General features: G+C 32.4%; 13 protein-coding genes and 1 other RNA gene. 6 read left to right on the plus strand and 8 right to left on the minus strand.

Features of this window, described 5'->3' with window-relative positions:
- Nucleotides 1–33 precede the first annotated feature (33 nt).
- The 5 genes from H0I30_RS01925 (at nt 34) to H0I30_RS01945 (ending at nt 9,027) form a co-directional block, all read left to right on the plus strand.
- Nucleotides 34–2,970, plus strand: a complete 2,937-nt coding sequence (locus H0I30_RS01925) for an amidohydrolase family protein (RefSeq protein WP_218772630.1) — start codon at nt 34–36, stop codon at nt 2,968–2,970.
- Nucleotides 2,971–2,989: 19 nt separating this feature from the next.
- A complete protein-coding gene (locus H0I30_RS01930) occupies nt 2,990–4,288 on the plus strand; it encodes an amidohydrolase family protein (protein WP_218772631.1) in 1,299 nt (432 codons plus the stop codon).
- A 202-nt stretch (nt 4,289–4,490) separates the two neighbouring features.
- Nucleotides 4,491–5,282 (plus strand): RNA methyltransferase, encoded by a 792-nt coding sequence (locus tag H0I30_RS01935; protein ID WP_218772632.1) that lies wholly within the window; start codon nt 4,491–4,493, stop codon nt 5,280–5,282.
- A 99-nt stretch (nt 5,283–5,381) separates the two neighbouring features.
- Nucleotides 5,382–6,632 (plus strand): DUF2254 domain-containing protein, encoded by a 1,251-nt coding sequence (locus H0I30_RS01940; RefSeq protein ID WP_218772633.1) that lies wholly within the window; start codon nt 5,382–5,384, stop codon nt 6,630–6,632.
- A gap of 85 nt (nt 6,633–6,717) precedes the next feature.
- The gene (locus H0I30_RS01945; RefSeq protein WP_218772634.1) at nt 6,718–9,027 is read left to right on the plus strand and encodes a type IA DNA topoisomerase; all 2,310 of its coding nucleotides are present in this window, start codon (nt 6,718–6,720) and stop codon (nt 9,025–9,027) included.
- 547 nt (nt 9,028–9,574) lie between these two features.
- On the opposite strand, the gene H0I30_RS01950 is transcribed toward H0I30_RS01945, so the two are convergent.
- Nucleotides 9,575–10,249, minus strand: coding sequence for an RNA methyltransferase (locus tag H0I30_RS01950; RefSeq protein ID WP_218772635.1), 675 nt, complete (start codon nt 10,247–10,249; stop codon nt 9,575–9,577).
- A gap of 50 nt (nt 10,250–10,299) precedes the next feature.
- On the opposite strand from H0I30_RS01950, the gene H0I30_RS01955 reads away from it, so the two are divergent.
- Nucleotides 10,300–10,986, plus strand: a complete 687-nt coding sequence (locus H0I30_RS01955) for an NAD-dependent deacylase (RefSeq protein ID WP_218772636.1) — start codon at nt 10,300–10,302, stop codon at nt 10,984–10,986.
- On the opposite strand, the gene H0I30_RS01960 is transcribed toward H0I30_RS01955, so the two are convergent.
- The 7 genes from H0I30_RS01960 to H0I30_RS01990 form a co-directional block, all read right to left on the minus strand.
- Nucleotides 10,967–11,434, minus strand: a complete 468-nt coding sequence (locus H0I30_RS01960; protein ID WP_218772637.1) for a DUF6495 family protein — start codon at nt 11,432–11,434, stop codon at nt 10,967–10,969. The two genes, H0I30_RS01955 and H0I30_RS01960, sit on opposite strands and share 20 nt — an antisense overlap.
- Nucleotides 11,424–12,107: a peptidoglycan DD-metalloendopeptidase family protein gene (locus H0I30_RS01965; protein WP_218772638.1), complete on the minus strand. Its 684-nt coding sequence runs from the start codon at nt 12,105–12,107 to the stop codon at nt 11,424–11,426. The genes H0I30_RS01960 and H0I30_RS01965 overlap by 11 nt, the downstream gene beginning before the upstream one ends.
- Before the next feature lie 64 nt (nt 12,108–12,171).
- A complete protein-coding gene (locus tag H0I30_RS01970; RefSeq protein ID WP_218772639.1) occupies nt 12,172–14,433 on the minus strand; it encodes an aconitate hydratase in 2,262 nt (753 codons plus the stop codon).
- Between the two features lie 182 nt (nt 14,434–14,615).
- Nucleotides 14,616–17,393, minus strand: a complete 2,778-nt coding sequence (locus H0I30_RS01975) for a bifunctional aconitate hydratase 2/2-methylisocitrate dehydratase (protein ID WP_218772640.1) — start codon at nt 17,391–17,393, stop codon at nt 14,616–14,618.
- A 323-nt stretch (nt 17,394–17,716) separates the two neighbouring features.
- Nucleotides 17,717–18,025, minus strand: an RNA gene (rnpB, locus tag H0I30_RS01980) — RNase P RNA component class A.
- 233 nt (nt 18,026–18,258) lie between these two features.
- Nucleotides 18,259–19,392, minus strand: coding sequence for a molecular chaperone DnaJ (dnaJ, locus tag H0I30_RS01985; RefSeq protein WP_218772641.1), 1,134 nt, complete (start codon nt 19,390–19,392; stop codon nt 18,259–18,261).
- Nucleotides 19,393–19,487: 95 nt separating this feature from the next.
- Nucleotides 19,488–20,039 carry a nucleotide exchange factor GrpE gene (locus H0I30_RS01990; protein WP_218772642.1) on the minus strand — a complete coding sequence of 184 codons (552 nt, stop codon included), beginning with the start codon at nt 20,037–20,039 and terminating at the stop codon, nt 19,488–19,490.
- Nucleotides 20,040–20,061 lie beyond the last annotated feature (22 nt).

Raw genomic sequence — 20,061 nt, forward strand, 5'->3', positions numbered from 1 at the left:
TATCTTTATCACATAAATCAACTTAATTAATCAATGAAAAAAGTACTCATTCTACTCTTATTTCTTTGTGTATCAATAGTACATGCACAAGAATACTTTCCAAGTAATACGGGAGTTAAAACATCAAAAAATAAATTATATGCATTTACAAATGCAAAAATTTATGTAAGTCCAACCAATATTATTAAAAAAGGAACACTACTTATTAAAGACGGTAAAGTTTTAGAAATAGGTAAATCTGTTGCCATTCCTAAAGGAACTGAAACCGTTAATTTAAATGGTAAAACTATTTACCCTTCTTTTATTGATGTGTATTCTGATTTTGGAATAAAAGCACCTAAAAGAGAAGGTGGTCGCGGACAAGGACCACAATACGATGCTAGCAGAAAAGGATACTATTGGAACGATCATATTAGGCCTGACGTAAATTCTTTTAACGATTTTAAATTCGATACTAAAAAAGCCAAAGAATTATTAAACTTAGGTTTTGGTACTGTAAATACGCATTTAGAAGATGGAATTATGCAAGGTAACGGAGTTTTAGTAGCTTTAAACCCTGCTACTTCTGATGCCTATCGTATTTTAAATAAGCAATCTGCTAATTACCTTTCTTTTAGTAAAAGTAATAAAACACGTCAGTCTTACCCTACATCGCGTATGGGAGCCATGGCGTTGTTAAGACAAACGTATTTAGATGCCGCTTGGTATGCTAAAGGAAATATAGAAAATACTGATTTAGCTTTACAAGCTTTAAATGATAAAAAAGATCTTCCTCAAATATTTAGAGCAGGTAATTATTTAGATGATTTACGTGCAGATAAAGTAGGTGATGAATTCGGAATTCAATATACAATTGTAGGTGGTGGTAACGAATACGAACGTATCAATGCTATTAAAAACACCAACGCTACTTTTATTATTCCTATCAATTTCAGAAAAGCATACGATGTAAGTAATGCTTTTTTAGCTGATAAAATTGAGTTAAGCGATATGCGTAAATGGAATCAAGAGCCTGCAAATCCTGCAGCACTTGCTAAAAATAATGTTCCCTTTGCATTAACTACTTATAAGTTAAAAAAAGCTACTGACTTTACAGCTAATTTACAAAAGGCTATAAAGTTTGGTTTAGACAAAACAACTGCCCTAGAAGCTTTAACAAGTATTCCTGCTAAAATTCTACAAAACGATAAAATAGGAAACTTAAACAAAGGTAGCTTTGCTAACTTTTTAATTACTTCTGGTGATATTTTTGATAAAAACACAACGCTTTATGAAAACTGGGTACAAGGAGATAAAAATGTAGTAAACGATATTACTATTAAAAATATTTCTGGTGAATATACTTTAGCTGTAAATGGAGAAACATATAAAATGTCTATCAGCGGAAAAGGAACTAAGCAAAAAGCTACTATAAAAAAGGATGCTAAAAAAATTAGTTCTAAGTTTTCATTTGTAGATAATTGGGTGAAAATTACTTTAAGAGATGGTGATAATTTTTCTCGTTTGTCAGGATTTGTTGATCATAAAAACCTAAACGGAACTGCGATTAATAATAGCGGAAACGAAACTAATTGGACAGCTACTTTCAACTCTAAAAAAGATGAGAAAAAAGATGAGAAAAAGGAAAAGAAAACTACTGTAGTTGCTGTTTCTTATCCTAATATAGGGTTTGGAAATTATACTAAACCACAACAACAAACTATTTTAATTAAAAACGCAACAGTCTGGACTTCAGAAAACAATGAAGTTTTAACAAATACGGATGTTTTAATTAAAGATGGTAAAATTTCTCAGATAGGAAAAAATCTTTCAAATCACGGTGCTAAAACTATTGATGGAACTGGTAAATTCTTAACTGCTGGTATTATTGATGAACATTCACATATTGCAACTTCTGCAGTAAACGAATCTGGTCACAACTCTACTGCCGAAGTAACGATTGAAGATGTTGTAGATCCTGATGATATTAATATTTATAGAAACATTGCTGGTGGAGTTACTTCTATTCAAATTTTACATGGTTCTGCAAACCCAATTGGTGGTCGCTCTGCAATTATCAAATTAAAATGGGGAGAAGAAGCTGATGGATTAATCTATAAAAACACACCTAAGTTTATCAAATTTGCTTTAGGTGAAAATGTAAAACAATCTAACTGGGGAGATTCTCAAACAGTTCGTTTTCCACAAACACGTATGGGAGTTGAACAGGTTTATATCGATTATTTTCAAAGAGCAAAAGAATATGATACTAAAAAGAAAAACGGACAACCATATCGTAAAGATATTGAGTTAGAAACGTTGGCTGAAATTATTAATAAAAAACGTTTTATTTCGTGTCACTCATATGTTCAGTCTGAAATTAATATGCTAATGAAAGTTGCTGAAAAGTTCAATTTTAACATCAACACTTTTACACATATTTTAGAAGGTTATAAAGTTGCTGATAAAATGAAAAAGCATGGCGCTGGTGGTTCTACATTTGCAGATTGGTGGGCTTATAAATACGAAGTAAACGATGCAATTCCTTACAATGCTGCAATTATGCACAACCAAGGTATTACTGTTGCTATAAATTCTGATGATGCAGAAATGTCTCGTCGTTTAAATCAAGAAGCTGCTAAATTAATTAAATATGGTGGTTTATCTGAACAAGAAGCTTGGGCAACAGTTACCATAAATCCTGCTAAATTATTACACTTAAACGACCGTACTGGTAGTATTAAAGTTGGTAAAGATGCTGATGTTGTTCTATGGAGCGGTAACCCGTTATCAATTTATTCTAAAGCAGAAAATACCATTATTGATGGTACGCTTTATTTTGATATTAAAAAGGATAAAGAAAAACGTGCAGTTATAAAAACTGAGCGTTCGAAACTGATTAATATGATGCTAAAAGAAAAATTAAAAGGCGCTAAAACACAGGCTCCTGTTAAGAAAGCTAAAAAATTATTTCACTGTGATACAGAATAAGAACTTAAAAATAATAAACATGAAATTTAAAATAATATATAGTTTGGTTTGTTTCTTATTCTTAGGAAATATACTAGCACAACAAACACCTGCGCCCAAACAAACGCAAGATTATAGTATTGAGGGTGCTACTGCTCATTTAGGAAACGGACAAGTTATCGAAAACTCATTAATTATGTTCTCTGAGGGTAAAATTGCTTTCGTGGGTAGTGCAATGATGAAAATTGCTAGAAGAGGAACAGTAATTAATGCTAAAGGAAAACATGTGTATCCTGGGTTTATTGCAGCAAACACTTCTTTAGGTTTGGCAGAAATAGATGCCGTAAGAGCTACAAGAGATTTTGATGAAGTAGGTTCTATGCTACCACATATTCGTAGTATTATAGCATATAATACCGAAAGTAAAGTAATTGAATCTATGCGTCCGAACGGAGTTTTAATGGCGCAAATTACGCCTCGTGGTGGTGTTATTTCAGGAACATCATCTATCGTACAATTTGATGCTTGGAACTGGGAAGACGCTGCTTTAAAAACAGACGATGGTATTCATATGAACTGGCCAAGTAATTTTAGCAACGGTCGTTGGTGGTTAGGTGAAGAACCTGGCTTAAAACCAAATAAAGATTATGCAAAAAATATAGCTCAAATAACTAGCTATATCAATAATGCAAAAGCATATTTGGTTGGTGATAAAACTGCTAAGATTTTACCTTACGAAGCATTGCAAGGAGTTTTAAACGGATCTCAAAAAATGTTTGTTCACGTGAGTGGTCAAAAAGCGATTACAGATGCTGTTACTACATTAAAAAAGGTAGGAATTAAAAATTTAGTAATTGTTCACGGACAAGAAGCTGAAAAGGTTGCAGATTTACTAAAAGAAAATAATATTCCGGTAATTTTAGAACGCGCACACCGTTTACCTAGTGCCGAGGATGAAGATTATGATTTACCTTATCGTGCTGCCAAAATATTATCAGACGCTGGTATTTTAATTGGTTTAGGTATGGAAGGTGACATGGAGCGCATGAGTGCTCGTAACATTCCGTTTTACGCAGGTACATACGCTGCTTACGGATTAGGAAAAGAAAAAGCTTTACAGTTAATTACTCAAAACAATGCTAAGATTTTAGGTGTTGATGATAAAGTAGGAACTTTAGAAGTTGGTAAAGATGCTACCTTATTTATATCTGAAGGTGATGCTTTAGATATGCGAACAAATATTTTAAACGAAGCTTTTATACAGGGCCGAAAAATTAGCTTAGAATCGCACCAAACAAAACTTTGGAAACGTTATTCTAATAAATATAAAAATCAATAATAAAATTAGTATTTTAAGAAACGTCATTCCGAGCAACGTGAAGGAATCTTTAAGTTATGAACTTCTAATTTTAAGATTACTTCGAAATTAAAAATTTCACGTAACGACGTTATATATCAATATTATAATAGCTTTTTAATTCAATTATAAATTGTATTATAAATACTATCAAAAATACCCTTAATTGGGTATTTTTGTATTTATGAAACAAATTAGCAGCATACAGAATCCTTATATTAAAGATTTATTAAAACTTCAAGATAAATCTCGAGAGCGAAAAAAGAAAGGATTGTTTTTAGTAGAAGGACAACGTGAAATATCTTTAGTTGTTGGCGGTGGTTATGAAATAGAAACTATTTTATTTGTTCCGAATATGTTCTCTAACGAAAATTTAGATAAGCTGTTAAAACATACTACAAACTGTATAGAAATCACCAAAGAAATTTATCAAAAAATAGCCTATCGAGATACTACCGAAGGTGTAGTTGCTGTTGTTAAGTCTAAAACATTTAATTTAAAAACGATTCAATTTAATACCACTACTCCACTTGTTTTAGTTTTAGAAGGCATTGAAAAACCAGGTAATATTGGTGCTATGTTGCGTACTGCTGATGCTGCAAATGTAGATGCTGTTTTTATAGCAAATCCAAAAACCGATTTATTTAATCCTAACATTGTACGCTCTAGTGTTGGTTGCTTGTTTACCAATCAGATTGGCATAGGAACATCCGAAGAAATTATTGAATTTTTACAACAGTATAAAATTAATATTTACAGTGCTACGCTTCAAAATTCTAACGAATATCACAAAAATGACTATACCAAACCAACTGCTTTAGTTGTAGGTACAGAAGCAACCGGATTAACACAAATTTGGAGAGATAAAGCAACACAAAATATCAACATACCAATGCAAGGTCAAATAGATTCTATGAACGTTTCTGTGGCCGCGGCTATTTTAACTTTCGAAGCTAAAAGACAACGTGGGTTTTAGTCTATCTGTATCTAAAACATTTTTTTCTGTAAATTAGCTATTTAGTTAAAATGAAATGATAGCTTAAAATTACTTCTTGTTTAATTAAAAAATTATTTGATGAAAAAAAAAGTAATTATTTATTATAATAAAATCCGTCAGCAACTATGGTTTAGACCGCTTTTATTCTGTTTATTTTCAGTTTTTGGGGCACTCTTAGCACATCAAATAGATGGTTTTGGAATTAGTAAACATGTTCCTAGTATAGACACAGACTCTATAAAAGGGCTTTTAGATACCATATCTTCAAGTATGTTGGTAATTTCTATATTTGCTGTAACATCTATGCTATCTGCATTTTCATCAGCAAGTAGCACGGCAACTCCAAGGTCTTTTAAAATTGTAGTTACAGATGACGTTTCTCAAAATGCTCTATCCGTTTTTATCGGAGCCTTTATATTTAGTATAGTTGCTACTATAGCTCTTGATAATGGGTATTATCAAAAAGCAGGTAGGTTTTTACTTTTTTTATTAACCTTAATATTATTTACTGTTGTTATTTTAACATTTTTACGATGGGTAGATAAAATTTCAAGATTAGGTCGTTTAGAGCACACAATACAACAAATAGAAACGGTAGCTTCTAAAGCTTTAGCAACTTATATTAAATACCCAAATCTAAAAGCTAATCCCATTAAAAAAAAATTTAACAAGGCTAATGCTATATGCGGAAACACAATTGGTTATATACAACACATTAATATAGAAGTATTACAAGAATTGGCTGAAGAAAAAAAAATAAAAATTCAACTAAATTGTTTACCAGGAAAATTTATTAATAAAAACTTTGTTGTTGCTTATGTTAGCGAGACTGATATAGAAATTAAAGAAATACAACAAAGTATTAATAGTGCGATTCATGTAGGTCATAATAGGTTGTATGAAGATGATCCTAGATTAGGATTTACCTCTTTAACCGAAATTGCAAGTAGAGCTTTATCACCAGGGATAAATGACCCTGGCACAGCAATACAAATTATTGGTTGCCATGAGAGGCTCTTTTTTTTATGGCAACAAAAAGCTCAAGAAGAAGAACAAGAACATGAAATTACATATAATCGTGTTGAAGTGCCCCAAATAGCTATCGCTGATTTTTTTGATGATGCTTTTAGACCAATTGCAAGAGACGGTGCTAATAATATTGAGGTTATGCTAAGATTACAAAAAACCTTTAAATCAATTGCAACCATTGATAATGATAAATTCAAAAAAAATGCTTTAAAAAATTCTGAGGACGCATATAATAGAGCTGAAAAGGCTATTGAGTTTAATAATGATTTAATTTTATTACGAAAAAAGTGTTTATTTTAAAATAAATCATCAATTAACATATTCCAAAATTACTATCTACACGAACCAATTTATTTTAGTAATTTCGAATTTCTAAATAGCGTTAATGAAAGTCTGTATTGCCGAAAAGCCGAGTGTAGCTCGCGAAATTGCTAATATATTAGGAGCCAATACCAAACGAGATGGTTATTTCGAAGGTAATGGTTATGCGGTTACCTATACTTTCGGACATTTATGCACACTTTTAGAACCTAAAGACTACAAACCGCATTGGAAAAGTTGGGATTTAAATAACTTACCCATGCTTCCCGAACGTTTTAACACCAAAGTAACCAACGATGGTGGTATAAAAAAACAGTTCAACATTGTTAAATCGTTATTTGAAAGAGCTGATGTTGTTATAAACTGTGGAGATGCTGGTACAGAAGGAGAACTCATACAACGTTGGGTAATAAACCAAGCAAATTATAAAGGTGAAGTACAACGCTTATGGATTTCTTCACTAACTGAAGAAGCTATTAGAGAAGGTTTTAATAATTTAAAACCCGCCGCGCAATACGATAATTTATATTACGCAGGTTTTTCTCGTGCCATTGGCGATTGGTTATTAGGTTTAAATGCAACACGATTATATACCGTTAAATTTGGCGGTTACAAACAAGTATTGTCGGTTGGTAGAGTGCAAACTCCTACCCTAGCCATGTTGGTGAATCGTTTTAAAGAAATTCAACATTTTAAACCACAACCTTATTGGGAACTACAAACTTTATATCGCGAAACACTTTTTAGTTACGAAGAAGGGCGTTTTTTAAAGAAAGAAGAAGGTCAGGTTTTTGCTGATAAAGTAAAAGAAAGCGATTTCGAAATTACTTCGGTTACCAAAAAGAAAGGAAAAGAATACGCACCTAAATTATTCGATTTAACAGGTTTGCAGGTATATTGTAATAATAAATTTGGCTTTTCTGCGGATGAAACCCTAAAAATGGTTCAGAAGCTTTATGAAATGAAAGTTGTTACCTATCCAAGGGTTGATACTACTTTTTTACCTAACGATGTCTACCCAAAAGTAGCAGGTATTTTAGGTAAGCTTACAAATTACAGTCAGTTAACAAAACCTTTATTAGGACAGAAAATAAAGAAATCTAAAAAGGTTTTTGACGATAAAAAAGTAACCGATCACCACGCTATTATTCCTACCGGAATTCAGAATAATTTACAGTACAATCAACAACAAGTGTATGATATTATTACACGTCGTTTTATTGCTGTTTTTTATCCAGAAAGTGATGTTTCTAACACTTCGGTAATTGGTGAAGTTGATAAAATAGCTTTTAAAACAAGCGGAAAAGAAATAGTATCCAAAGGATGGCGTGTTGTTTTTGAGCACGGAAACGATACTAAAAAAACAGAAGCAAACACCTTACCTACTTTTGTAAAAGGTGAAAAAGGACCACATGAACCTAGCTTTTTAGAAAAAGAAACCAAACCGCCACGTAATTATACTGAAGCAAGTTTATTACGTGCTATGGAAACTGCGGGAAAGCAGGTTGATGATGATGAAATGCGAGAATTGATGAAAGAAAACGGAATTGGTCGTCCGTCTACTCGTGCAAGTATTATAGAAACTTTATTTAGAAGAAAATATATAGAACGTCAAAAAAAATTAGTGATTCCTACCCAAACAGGAATCGATTTAATTGATTTAATTGACAATGAATTATTAAAATCTGCCGAATTAACCGGTCGTTGGGAAAAACGTTTAAAAGAAATTGAACGAGGAGAATTTAATGCCGGAACTTTCATAAACAACATGAAAAAAATGGTAGACGAATTAGTGTACGAAGTCCGTTCTAGTACTAAAACAAAACGACTGTCTTCAGAAAATGAAGCTCCGAAACCAAAACCAAAAAAGGCAGCATCTAAGAAAAAATCAGTAGTATCTAAAGAATGTCCGAAATGTAAAAAAGGTCAGTTATTAAAAGGAAGTACCGCCTACGGATGTTCAGCTTATAAAAGCGGATGTGACTTTAAATTACCTTTTAGTTTTATGGATAAAAAAATATCTGAGAATCAATTAATTCGCTTGATTGACAAAGGATGTACTACTAATTTAAAAGGGTTTAAGCACGGCAACGATAAAGTTGAAGGATTGGTTCGTTTTGATGCTAATTTCAATTTAAAACTAGAACAAAAACAAACGTCGGTTAAAGCGCAATCGAAAACAACCGAAGTTTCTGAAACAATTATTTGTCCGAAATGTAAAAAAGGAACTGTTTTAAAAGGAAAATCTGCTTACGGATGTTCTCTTTACAAAAACGGTTGTAATTTTGTGTTTACGTTTGATAACATTAAAAAAATAGCCAACGGACAAGCATTGACTAAAGAGTTGGTTTTAAAAATTATTAGTTCTAGTTAAATTAAATGTCATTACGAGTGAAGAATCAACAAAGTAATCTAAAAGAAGATTGCTTCATTTTATTCGCAATGACAAAACATTAGAACACTAAATATACTATTTAACGTCATTACGAGTGAAAAACGAACGAAGTAATCTCTTCTCTCAATAGTAAGATTGCTTCATTTTATTTGCAATAACGAAACATAAAAACATTAAAATTAGTATTTAACGTCATTACGAGTGAAGAATGAACGAAGTAATCTCTTACTTTTTTTAATAAGGTTGCTTCTTTTTATTCGCAATGACGAAACATAAAAACACTAAACTTACTATTTAACGTCATTACGAGTAAAGAATGAACGAAGTAATCTCTTACTTCTTTTAATAAGATTGCTTCATTTTATTCGCAATGACAAAGCTTTAAAACATTAAACTTATTCCTTAAACGTCATTACGAGAGAAGAATGAACGAAGTAATCTCTTACAATAAGATTGCTTCATTTTATTCGCAATGACGTAAACTCTATTATAAGAAACTGAAAAAAAAATCGGTTAACGGATGTATTTATTTACTAAGTTCTTTATAATAGTGTTCTGTTAACTTATCAGGGTTTTTAATGGTGTTTTTTATCCATTCAAAATACAACTCTTTCTTTTCTGCATCACTTAATTGCCAATCGATATTTGTCTTCTTTAAACGAGAAGTTACCTCATTTAAAGTAATTGCTGCTGCAACCGATATATTTAAACTTTCGGTAAAACCAACCATCGGTATTTTTAAAAATCCGTCAGCTTCTTGTTTAATATAATCTGAAATTCCGTCTTTTTCGGCTCCAAAAACAAAAGCAGATTTTTTAGTAACATCAAAATCAGCCAAAACACACGAATCGGTATGCGGCGTAGTACCAATTATCTGATATCCTTTCGCTCGTAAATCTTCTAAACAAGCTTTGGTATTATCGCCATCTTCTTTAAAACGGTTAATATTTAACCATTTCTGACTTCCTTTTGCCACATGACGAGAAACTTTATTGGTAAACCTATTTTCAATCGCATACACATCTTGTACTCCAAAAATATCGCAACTTCTCACCACCGCACTTGCATTATGAGGTTGGTAAATATCTTCTAAAACAACTGTAAAATGGCGTGTTCGCTCATTTAACACCCTATTAAATGTTTCTTTTCTTTTATCCGTAATAAAACCTTCTAAATATGCAAATAATCCTTCGTCAATCATAGTACAAACATACTAAAATTTCATATTTTTAAGGAGTAAAAATTTTACTGATGAAAAAACGAGTCGTAATATTAACAGGTGCTGGAATTAGTGCAGAAAGCGGAATAAAAACCTTTAGAGATGCTGATGGTTTATGGGAAGGTCATGATATTTATGAAGTTGCCACACCTGAAGGTTTTTATAAAAACCCTGAATTAGTACTCGATTTTTACAATCAACGAAGAAGACAATTACTAAATGTTTCTCCTAATGAAGCTCATTATAATCTCGCTAAACTAGAAAAAAATTACCATGTTGATATTATTACTCAGAATGTAGACGATTTGCATGAACGCGCCAAAAGCAAAAACGTTTTACATTTACACGGCGAATTATTAAAAGCAAGAAGTACGGCTAATCCAAGTTTAATTTATAACTGTACAACAGATATTGTTTTAGGTGATTTATGTGAAGAAAAATCGCAATTAAGACCGCATATTGTTTGGTTTGGTGAAGATGTGCCAATGCTTGACAAAGCAATTGAAATTACATTAAAAGCTGATATTTTAGTAATAATTGGAACTTCCATGCAAGTATATCCTGCGGCTAGTTTGATTGATTATATATCAGATAAAACACCTATTTATTTTATAGACCCAAAACCTATTGTAAACAAAAACGCCTTTAGTAATTTAACAATTATTAAAGACGTTGCTAGTTTAGGAACCGAAAAATTACTTACGATGTTAGCTTGTTAAAATATGTAAATAGCTCACCTTTAGAAATTGAACTCCCTTTTTCTATCAAATCGAAAACCTCTATATTTCTTTCTTTATCATACTTTTTACTTCCTGTAAAAAATTCTATTTTTTCGTCATTTGGGTTTTTCATCAACCATTCAAAACCTTCTTGCTCTAATAAATTTATTTCTTTGTCGATTTTAATAACAATACGATGAATTTCTTCTTCATCACATTTAAATAAGTTTACCACTTTTGGGGAAAAATGTTCTAAATGTTTTGTTTTAGTAAGCACGTCATCCCAAACAACATCACTAAAAACATTCATTTCATCCTCAGCCACTTTAGGTTTCTCTTCTTTTAATTCTTTCCACTCTTTAGCATCAATGCTTTGAGAGGCTAAAAAACGAGCGAATTCTTCATGCAATCCTTCAAATTGTTCTTTGGTAAGTTGTCTATACTTCATTTGGCAATTTTAATAATAAATTAGGGTTTGGACAATTATTTTTATAAAAGTCTAACGTTTTTATAGATGAAACTCCCGGATAGTCACCTAGGTTACCTTCCATATCGATTATCAGTTGAAAATGTAAATGAGGAGCATAATCTCCGTTTATTGAGTTATCACCTAACATTGCTATTTTTTCACCTTGTAATACTTTATCTCCAACACTTAAGTTGTTTAGTGAATCTTCTGATAAGTGACCATAAAGTGAATAAAAAACACAATTATCAGCAGTGTGTTTTAAAATCATTGTTGGTCCGTAATCACCGTGATTTGTGTTATTTTTAAAACTATGTATTTCACCATCTAAAACCGCTAAAACAGCAGTATTAGCATCGCACCATAAATCGATACCTAAATGAATATTTCGCTGATTTTCTTTGGATTGTTTATTAAAATATTCACTTCTATTGTAAATATCTCTAGTCTCTAAATATCCTCCAAAAGCAACTTCTTTATCATTTTCTTTAAGATAATTATTGATATAAACTTCCCATTCATCTGAAGAAGCAACATCAAAGGTTAAATCTTTATTTGAGCTCGCTATTGAGATAGGAATATATTTGGTAATTGGTATTTCTTTATCAATTACAAATAATGGTTTTTTTGAAATATTTTTGAGTGCTTGTATCATTTGACAAAAATAAAAAACTCCAGATAAAATCTGGAGTTCTTTTATATTATTAGTTAAGCCTACTCTAAGCGTTTTGCTTTTTAATTAAGTTTAAAGCAGAACCTTCATTATACCATTCTATTTGCCCTTGATTGTACGTATGATTTGCCATAACTACATCTTTAGAACCATCAGCATGAACAACTTCAATCGTTAAAGGTTTATTAGGTGCAAAATCTTTTAAATCAACAAAGTTAAAAATGTCATCTTCTTGAATTAAATCATAATCAGATTCAATAGCAAACGTTAAACCTAACATTCCTTGTTTTTTAAGATTGGTTTCATGAATACGCGCAAAAGATTTTACAATAACCGCTGCAACACCTAAATGACGTGGCTCCATAGCTGCGTGTTCTCTTGATGAACCTTCACCGTAATTATGATCTCCTACTACAATAGATTCTATTCCTGCTGCTTTGTATGCTCTAGCTACATCTGGTACACCACCAAATTCTCCTGTTAATTGATTTTTAACAAAATTTGTTTTCTTACCAAAAGCGTTTACGGCACCAATTAAGCAGTTGTTAGAAATATTATCTAAATGTCCACGGTAACGTAACCATGGTCCTGCCATAGAAATATGATCTGTAGTACATTTACCAAATGCCTTTATTAAAAGTTTAGCCCCTTTTATATTATTTCCTAAAGGTTTAAAAGGTGTTAATAACTGTAAACGTTCAGAGCTCGGATTCACTGAAATTTTCACAGCACTTCCATCTTTTAAAGGTTCTTCATAACCAGAATCTATAACATCAAATCCTAAAGGAGGCAACTCAATACCTTTTGGTTCATCTAATTTTATTTCTTCACCATCTTCATTAATCAAAGTATCGTTCATTGGATCGAAATCTAAACGACCTGAAATTGCAATAGCAGCAACCATTTCTGGTGATCCTACAAATGCATGTGTATTTGGGTTTCCGTCTGCACGCTTAGAAAAGTTTCTATTAAATGAATGTACAATTGTATTTTTTTCTTCGCCTTTTCTATCACTTCTGTCCCATTGCCCAATACATGGTCCACAGGCATTCGTGAAAATAGTAGCATCTAAATCTTCAAATATTTTTAAAACGCCGTCACGTTCAGCAGTAAAACGAATTTGTTCAGAACCAGGGTTGATTCCAAAATCAGATTTCGGTTTAATCTTTTTATCTACCGCTTGTTTTGCGATGGATGCAGCTCTCGTTAAATCTTCATAAGAAGAATTTGTACAAGAACCTATAAGTCCCCAATCTACTTTAATTGGCCAACCATTCTCTTTTGCTTTTGCTCCTAACTCACCAACAGGTGTTGCTAAATCTGGTGTAAAAGGTCCGTTTAAATGTGGACGTAGCGTACTTAAATCAATTTCAATAACTTGGTCAAAATATTCTTCTGGATTTGCATATACTTCTTCATCACCTGTTAAATATTCTTTTACTTTGTTCGCTTCATCGGCAACATCACTTCTATCGGTAGCACGTAAATAACGCTCCATTGATTTATCATAACCAAAAGTAGAAGTCGTAGCACCAATCTCTGCTCCCATATTACAAATGGTTCCTTTTCCGGTACAAGATAAGTTCCTTGCTCCTTCTCCAAAATATTCAACTATAGCTCCTGTACCTCCTTTTACAGTTAGAATACCAGCTACTTTAAGAATAACATCTTTAGCAGACGTCCATCCATTTAAGCTACCTGTTAATTTTACCCCTATAAGTTTCGGGAATTTAAGTTCCCAAGCCATTCCTGCCATTACATCAACTGCATCTGCTCCACCTACACCAATTGCTACCATTCCTAAACCACCTGCATTTACGGTGTGAGAATCAGTACCAATCATCATACCTCCTGGAAAGGCATAATTTTCTAAAACAACTTGGTGAATAATTCCTGCTCCTGGTTTCCAAAAACCAATTCCGTATTTATTAGATACTGAAGCTAAAAAATCAAAAACTTCACTACTTGTTTTGTTTGCTCGTTTTAAATCTACTGCAGCTCCTTGCTTTGCTTGAATCAAATGATCACAGTGTACTGTTGTTGGTACAGCTACTTTTGGTTTTCCGGCTTGCATAAATTGTAATAAAGCCATTTGTGCTGTAGCATCTTGACACGCAATTCTATCTGGTGCAAAATTGACATAATCTTTACCTCTTTGAAATGCTTTGTTAGAAGTTTCATCCCAAAGGTGAGCGTATAAAATCTTTTCTGAAAGTGTTAACGGTTTACCTACAATTTCTTTAGCTTTTTCTACACGCTCAGCCATTGTAGCATAAACCTTCTTTATCATTTCTATATCAAATGCCATACTTTTTTTTTAAAAATTTATTGTTGTAATATACAAAATACAGCATCAATTTAAAAGTAGTTATCATATTATAGATTGATTCTAAAATAAGTTTTTTATATATCTTTTAACATTTTAACTAAGGCACAAAAAAAGCCTGAATATATAATTCAGGCTTTTAACAATATATAATAATTTTATATTTATCTAACTAACTGCTTTGTAGAAGGTTTAAACTTCGTTAAAACAATACCATCTACAGCTGCTTCATATTCTGCCATAGTTGGAGTTCTACCTAAAATTGTAGATAAAACTACTACTGGAGTTGATGATAATAAAGACTCTCCTTTTTTCTCACCTGAATCTTTTACAACTCTTCCTTGAAATAAACGTGTTGATGTTGCCATAACTGTATCTCCTGGAGCTGCTTTTTCTTGGTTACCCATACATAGGTTACAACCAGGACGCTCTAAATACAACATGTTTTCATATCCTGTACGTGCTACTCCTTTTGGTGCGTTATCGTCGAATTCAAAACCTGAGTATTTTTGCAATACTTCCCAGTCTCCTTCTGCTTTTAACTCATCAACAATATTGTAAGTAGGAGGTGCAACTATTAAAGGTGCTTTAAATTCTACTTTACCATGTTGCGCTTCTACATTTTTCAACATTTGAGCTAATATTTTCATATCACCTTTGTGAACCATACAAGAACCTACAAACCCTAAATCTACTTTTTTAGTTCCACCGTAAAATGATAATGGTCTAATATTATCGTGTGTATAACGCTTAGAAACATCATCGTTATTAACATCAGGATCCGCAATCATTGGTTCAGCTATTTCATCTAAATCGATAACTACCTCTGCATGATACTTTGCGTTTGCATCTGGTCTTAAAGATGGTTTAATACCTGTTTTAAGCTCTACAATTCTAGTTTCTGCTTTATCAACAAGACCTTTAAGTACTTGCTTTGCATTGTCCATTCCTTTATCAATCATGATTTGGATACGACCTTTTGCTATCTCTAATGATTCAATTAAAGTATCATCTTCAGAGATACAGATAGATGCTTTTGCTTTCATCTCTGCTGTCCAATCTGTAAATGTAAAAGCTTCATCAGCAGTTAATGTTCCAATATGAACCTCAATGATTCTTCCTTGGAAAACATTTTCACCACCAAACTGCTTTAACATTTGAGCTTGTGTAGCATGAACTACATCACGGAAATCCATATAAGATTTCATTTGTCCTTTAAAAGTAACTTTTACAGACTGTGGAATTGGCATTGAGGCTTCACCTGTAGCTAATGCTAAGGCAACTGTTCCTGAATCGGCTCCGAATGCAACACCTTTAGACATACGTGTGTGAGAATCTCCACCAATAATAATGTCCCAATCACCAACTGTAATATCATTTAATACTTTATGAATAACATCCGTCATAGGAAAATATTTTCCTTTAGGATCACGACCAGTAATTAAACCAAAGTCGTTCATGAAACTCATTAATCTTGGTATGTTTGCTTTCGATTTATCATCCCAAACTGAAGCCGTATGACAACCAGATTGGTAAGCGCCATCTACAATTGGAGAAATAGTCGTTGCAGCCATCATCTCTAATTCTTGAGAAGTCATTAAACCTGTAGTATCTTGCGACCCTACAATATTAACTTCTACACGAACATCAGATCCTGCATGTAATGTTTTACCTGGTGTAGTTCCTACTGCATTCTTATTAAATATTTTTTCAACAGCTGTTAAACCTTGTCCTTCAATAGAAATCTCTTTTGATGGCGCATAAACTGGTATCACATCAATGTTTAATACTTTTGAAGCAAACGTTTGTAATTTTTTACCAAAAACAACAGCATAAGAACCACCTGCTTTCATAAACTCCATTTTTTGTGGTGTAAATGCAGCAGAAATATCTTTTAACTCTTTATCGCCGTTGTATAATTTTTTCTCTTTTGTATTAATAGTAAGTACGGTTCCTGTAGCAACAGAATACTCTTCTTTTAATACTGGATCTCCGTTTTCATCACGAATTGTGTTTCCTTCTGCATCTTTTTGTTGAACCCAGTTTTTAAGGTCTAAACCAATACCACCAGTTACACCTACAGTTGTTAAGAAAATTGGAGAAATTCCGTTTGTTCCAGCAATTGCCGGAGCGATATTAATAAAAGGTACATAAGGACTCGATTTAATACCTGTCCATAATGCGACGTTGTTTACACCAGACATTCTTGATGATCCAACTCCCATTGTTCCTTTTTCTGCAATTAACATCACCCTTTTATCAGGATGTTGTGCTTGTACTGCTTTTAATTCGTTCTGTTGTTCTATGTTATGTTCAAATAAACACTGACCGTGTAATTCTCTATCTGAACGAGAGTGTGCATCACCACCTGGAGATAATAAATCTGTTGAGATATCACCTACTCCTGCGATAAAAGTTACAACCTGTATTTTTTCATCTATTTCTGGTAATTTTGTAAAAAACTCTGCTTTTGCATAGCTTTCAATAAGCTCTTTTGCAATAGTGTTTCCTAGTTTAAAAGCCTCTTCTATACGAGCAGTATCTGCCTCATATAAAAACACTTGTGTTTTTAACACATCAGAAGCTTGTTTTGCCAAAACTATATCATTTCCTAAAGCTAAATCTAATAAAACTTCTACAGAAGGTCCACCTTTCATATGAGATAACTGTTCGAAAGCAAAAGCTGTTGAAATTTCTTCAACTACAGATTCTCCTAAAATAATTTCTTTTAAAAATTTAGCCTTTACACTAGCAGCACTTGTAGTACCTGGTAAAACGTTATATATAAAAAAATTAAGAGAATCTTCTCTAAACTCATTATTTACATCTTTAATTTGATTAATTATTTTACCCACCAATTCTGCACCATCGATTGGTTTTGGATGAAGTCCTTGTGTTTTTCTCTCTTCTATCTCTTTTATATACTCTATATAAATACTCATTCTAAAGTTTTTTTTTAAAACATTAAACACCTAATTACAATCTTTTAATTGTATTTATTCTCTTTTGGAGTTTTATACAAACACTCTTAATTATATAAATATTAAAAGTAAAATTGTGCAATTTTAGTTGAGCAAAAGTACTGCTTTCATCTCAATTTTAAAAAATAAACACATAACTAGGTGAATTACTAAGCAAATAATAATTTATATTTAAAAAAAAAAGAAATCAACAATAAAAAAGACTTAAAATGTTAATATATTATCAAATTAACAATTTAAAGCCATTGAGAAATTAGTAAATCAATGGTTATAATTAATAAAAATAAAAAAGCAGACCTATAAGCTGGATTCTGTTCCTTATAAATAAGGCTCTTATCATTTCTCTAGTTTTACAATTACTCGTAAAATCAATCTGCCTACCCCTTAGAATCGCGCGAGTAGCGCTCGAGCTCTAATGTACATGACATTGCACCGCATAGAGTTTACCTGGTTTCACTACAGCCTTACCTGTACATACTTTCTGCTGCACTTGTCCTCGGTTTTCACCGGACGGGTGTTATCCGCTATGCTACTCTTTGGTGTCCAGACTTTCCTACTTATACTAAATACAAGTCGATAAGATGGTCTGCTTCAATATTTTTATAAAATTTGCTGTTTTCATAAAAAAACCCACTCAATAAATTGAGTGGGAAAATTGCTATGAAAAAGAAAAAGTGTTTAGAACGTCTTCTAAACGACTACAAATATAGTGCAGTTTTTTAATTAAAAAAAATATTTTACATAAAAATTAACATAGTTTTAATTTTTACAAAAAAACCACTCAAAATTTGAGTGGTTTTTTTAATTATACAACGAAAAAATAGGTTTAAGAGAACATATCTTTTACTTTGTCAAAAAATGACTTATCTGATTTTTGCGGTCTTGGGCTAAAATTTTCATCGGTTACCATTTTGTCAAAGAAACCACGCTGTTCTTTTGTTAATTCTTGTGGTGTCCAAACATTAATATGTATTAAAAAATCACCTGTACCATAACGCTCAATGCTTGGTAAACCTTTTCCTTTTAACCTTAATATTTTACCTGATTGAGTTCCTGCATCAATCTTTATTTTTACTTTCCCTGTTACTGTTTCAACTTCTTTAGAAACTCCTAAAACTGCTTCAGAAAAATTAATATATAAATCGTAATGAATATTACTTCCCTCTCGCTTTAATGTTTCGTGTTGAATTTCTTCTATTAAAACTAATAAATCACCTGGAATAGAGTTTTTACCTGGCGCTTCATTTCCTTTTCCTCCTACTTTTAATTGAACTCCTTCTGTAACTCCTTCTGGAATATTTATTGAAACAGTTTCTTCTTTAACAATTAAACCTTGCGCATCTGATCCGCTTGGTTTGCTATTAAGCATTTCTCCTGCTCCTTGACATGTACCACAAGTAGTTGCTGTTTGCATTCTACCTAAAATAGTATTGGTAACTCGCATTTGCTGTCCACTACCATTACATGTTGTACATGTTTTATAAGTAACACCGTCTGCCTGAACTTTTCTACGAACCTTTACCTTCTTCTCTACTCCGTTTGCGATCTCTTCTAAAGTAAGTTTTACTCGAATTCGCATATTAGACCCTTTAACTCTGGCTTGTCGTTGCCCTCTGCCGCCGCCGAAACCACCAAAGCCGCCTCCGCCACCACCGAAGATATCTCCGAATTGACTGAATATATCATCCATATCCATTCCGCCGCCGCCAAAGCCGCCACCGCCACCTTGTGGACCATCAAAAGCTGCATGACCATATTGGTCGTAACGTGCTTTTTTATTGTCATCACTTAATATTTCATAAGCCTCGGCACATAGTTTAAATTTTTCTTCAGCTGTTTTGTCATCCGGGTTTTTATCTGGATGATATTTTATCGCCATTTTACGATATCCTTTTTTTATCTCTGCTTGTGACGCCGATTTTGAAATACCTAATACTTCGTAGTAATCTTGTTTTGCCATTTTATTCTATTCTAGAATTGCTTATTATATAAAGCAATTTTTAAAAATTATTCTTATACATGCACAAAGCTATTGCTTTGATAATAAAATCATTTTTATGCTTGTCCTACCACCACTTTTGGGTGACGAATAATTTTATCTCCTAACTTATAACCTGTTTCTATACAGTCAATAATTTTTCCTTTTAAATCTTCTGAAGGTGCTGGTATTTGCGTAATTGCTTGGTGCACTTCTGCATCAAAGACATCTCCTTGCTTTACTTCAATAGCTGTTAAACCTTTTTGCTCTAAAGTTTTTGTTAATTTTTGATAAATTAACAATACTCCTTTGCGTAATTCTTCTGCTTCTTTGTCATCATCAGCATGTGTCAAAGCACGCTCAAAATCATCTAAAATTGGCAGTAAAACTGTCATTACTTCCTGTCCCGCAGTTTTATAAAGCTCTACACGTTCTTTAGAAGTACGCTTTTTATAGTTTTCGAACTCAGCAAACAAACGTAAATGTTTATCTTTTTCAGTTGCTAATAACTCCTCAGTAGTTGGTTCTTCCTTCTCTACAACTTCCTCTACTTGTGGCGTTTCCTCTAAAGGTGCTTTATCTATAGCATCTTTTAATTCGTCTTCTTTTGTATATTGATCTTTACTCATTGTAAATCGTCTCTTTAAATTC

The sequence above is a fragment of the Tenacibaculum sp. AHE14PA genome (assembly GCF_019278465.1).
GTDB lineage: Bacteria > Bacteroidota > Bacteroidia > Flavobacteriales > Flavobacteriaceae > Polaribacter > Polaribacter bernardetii.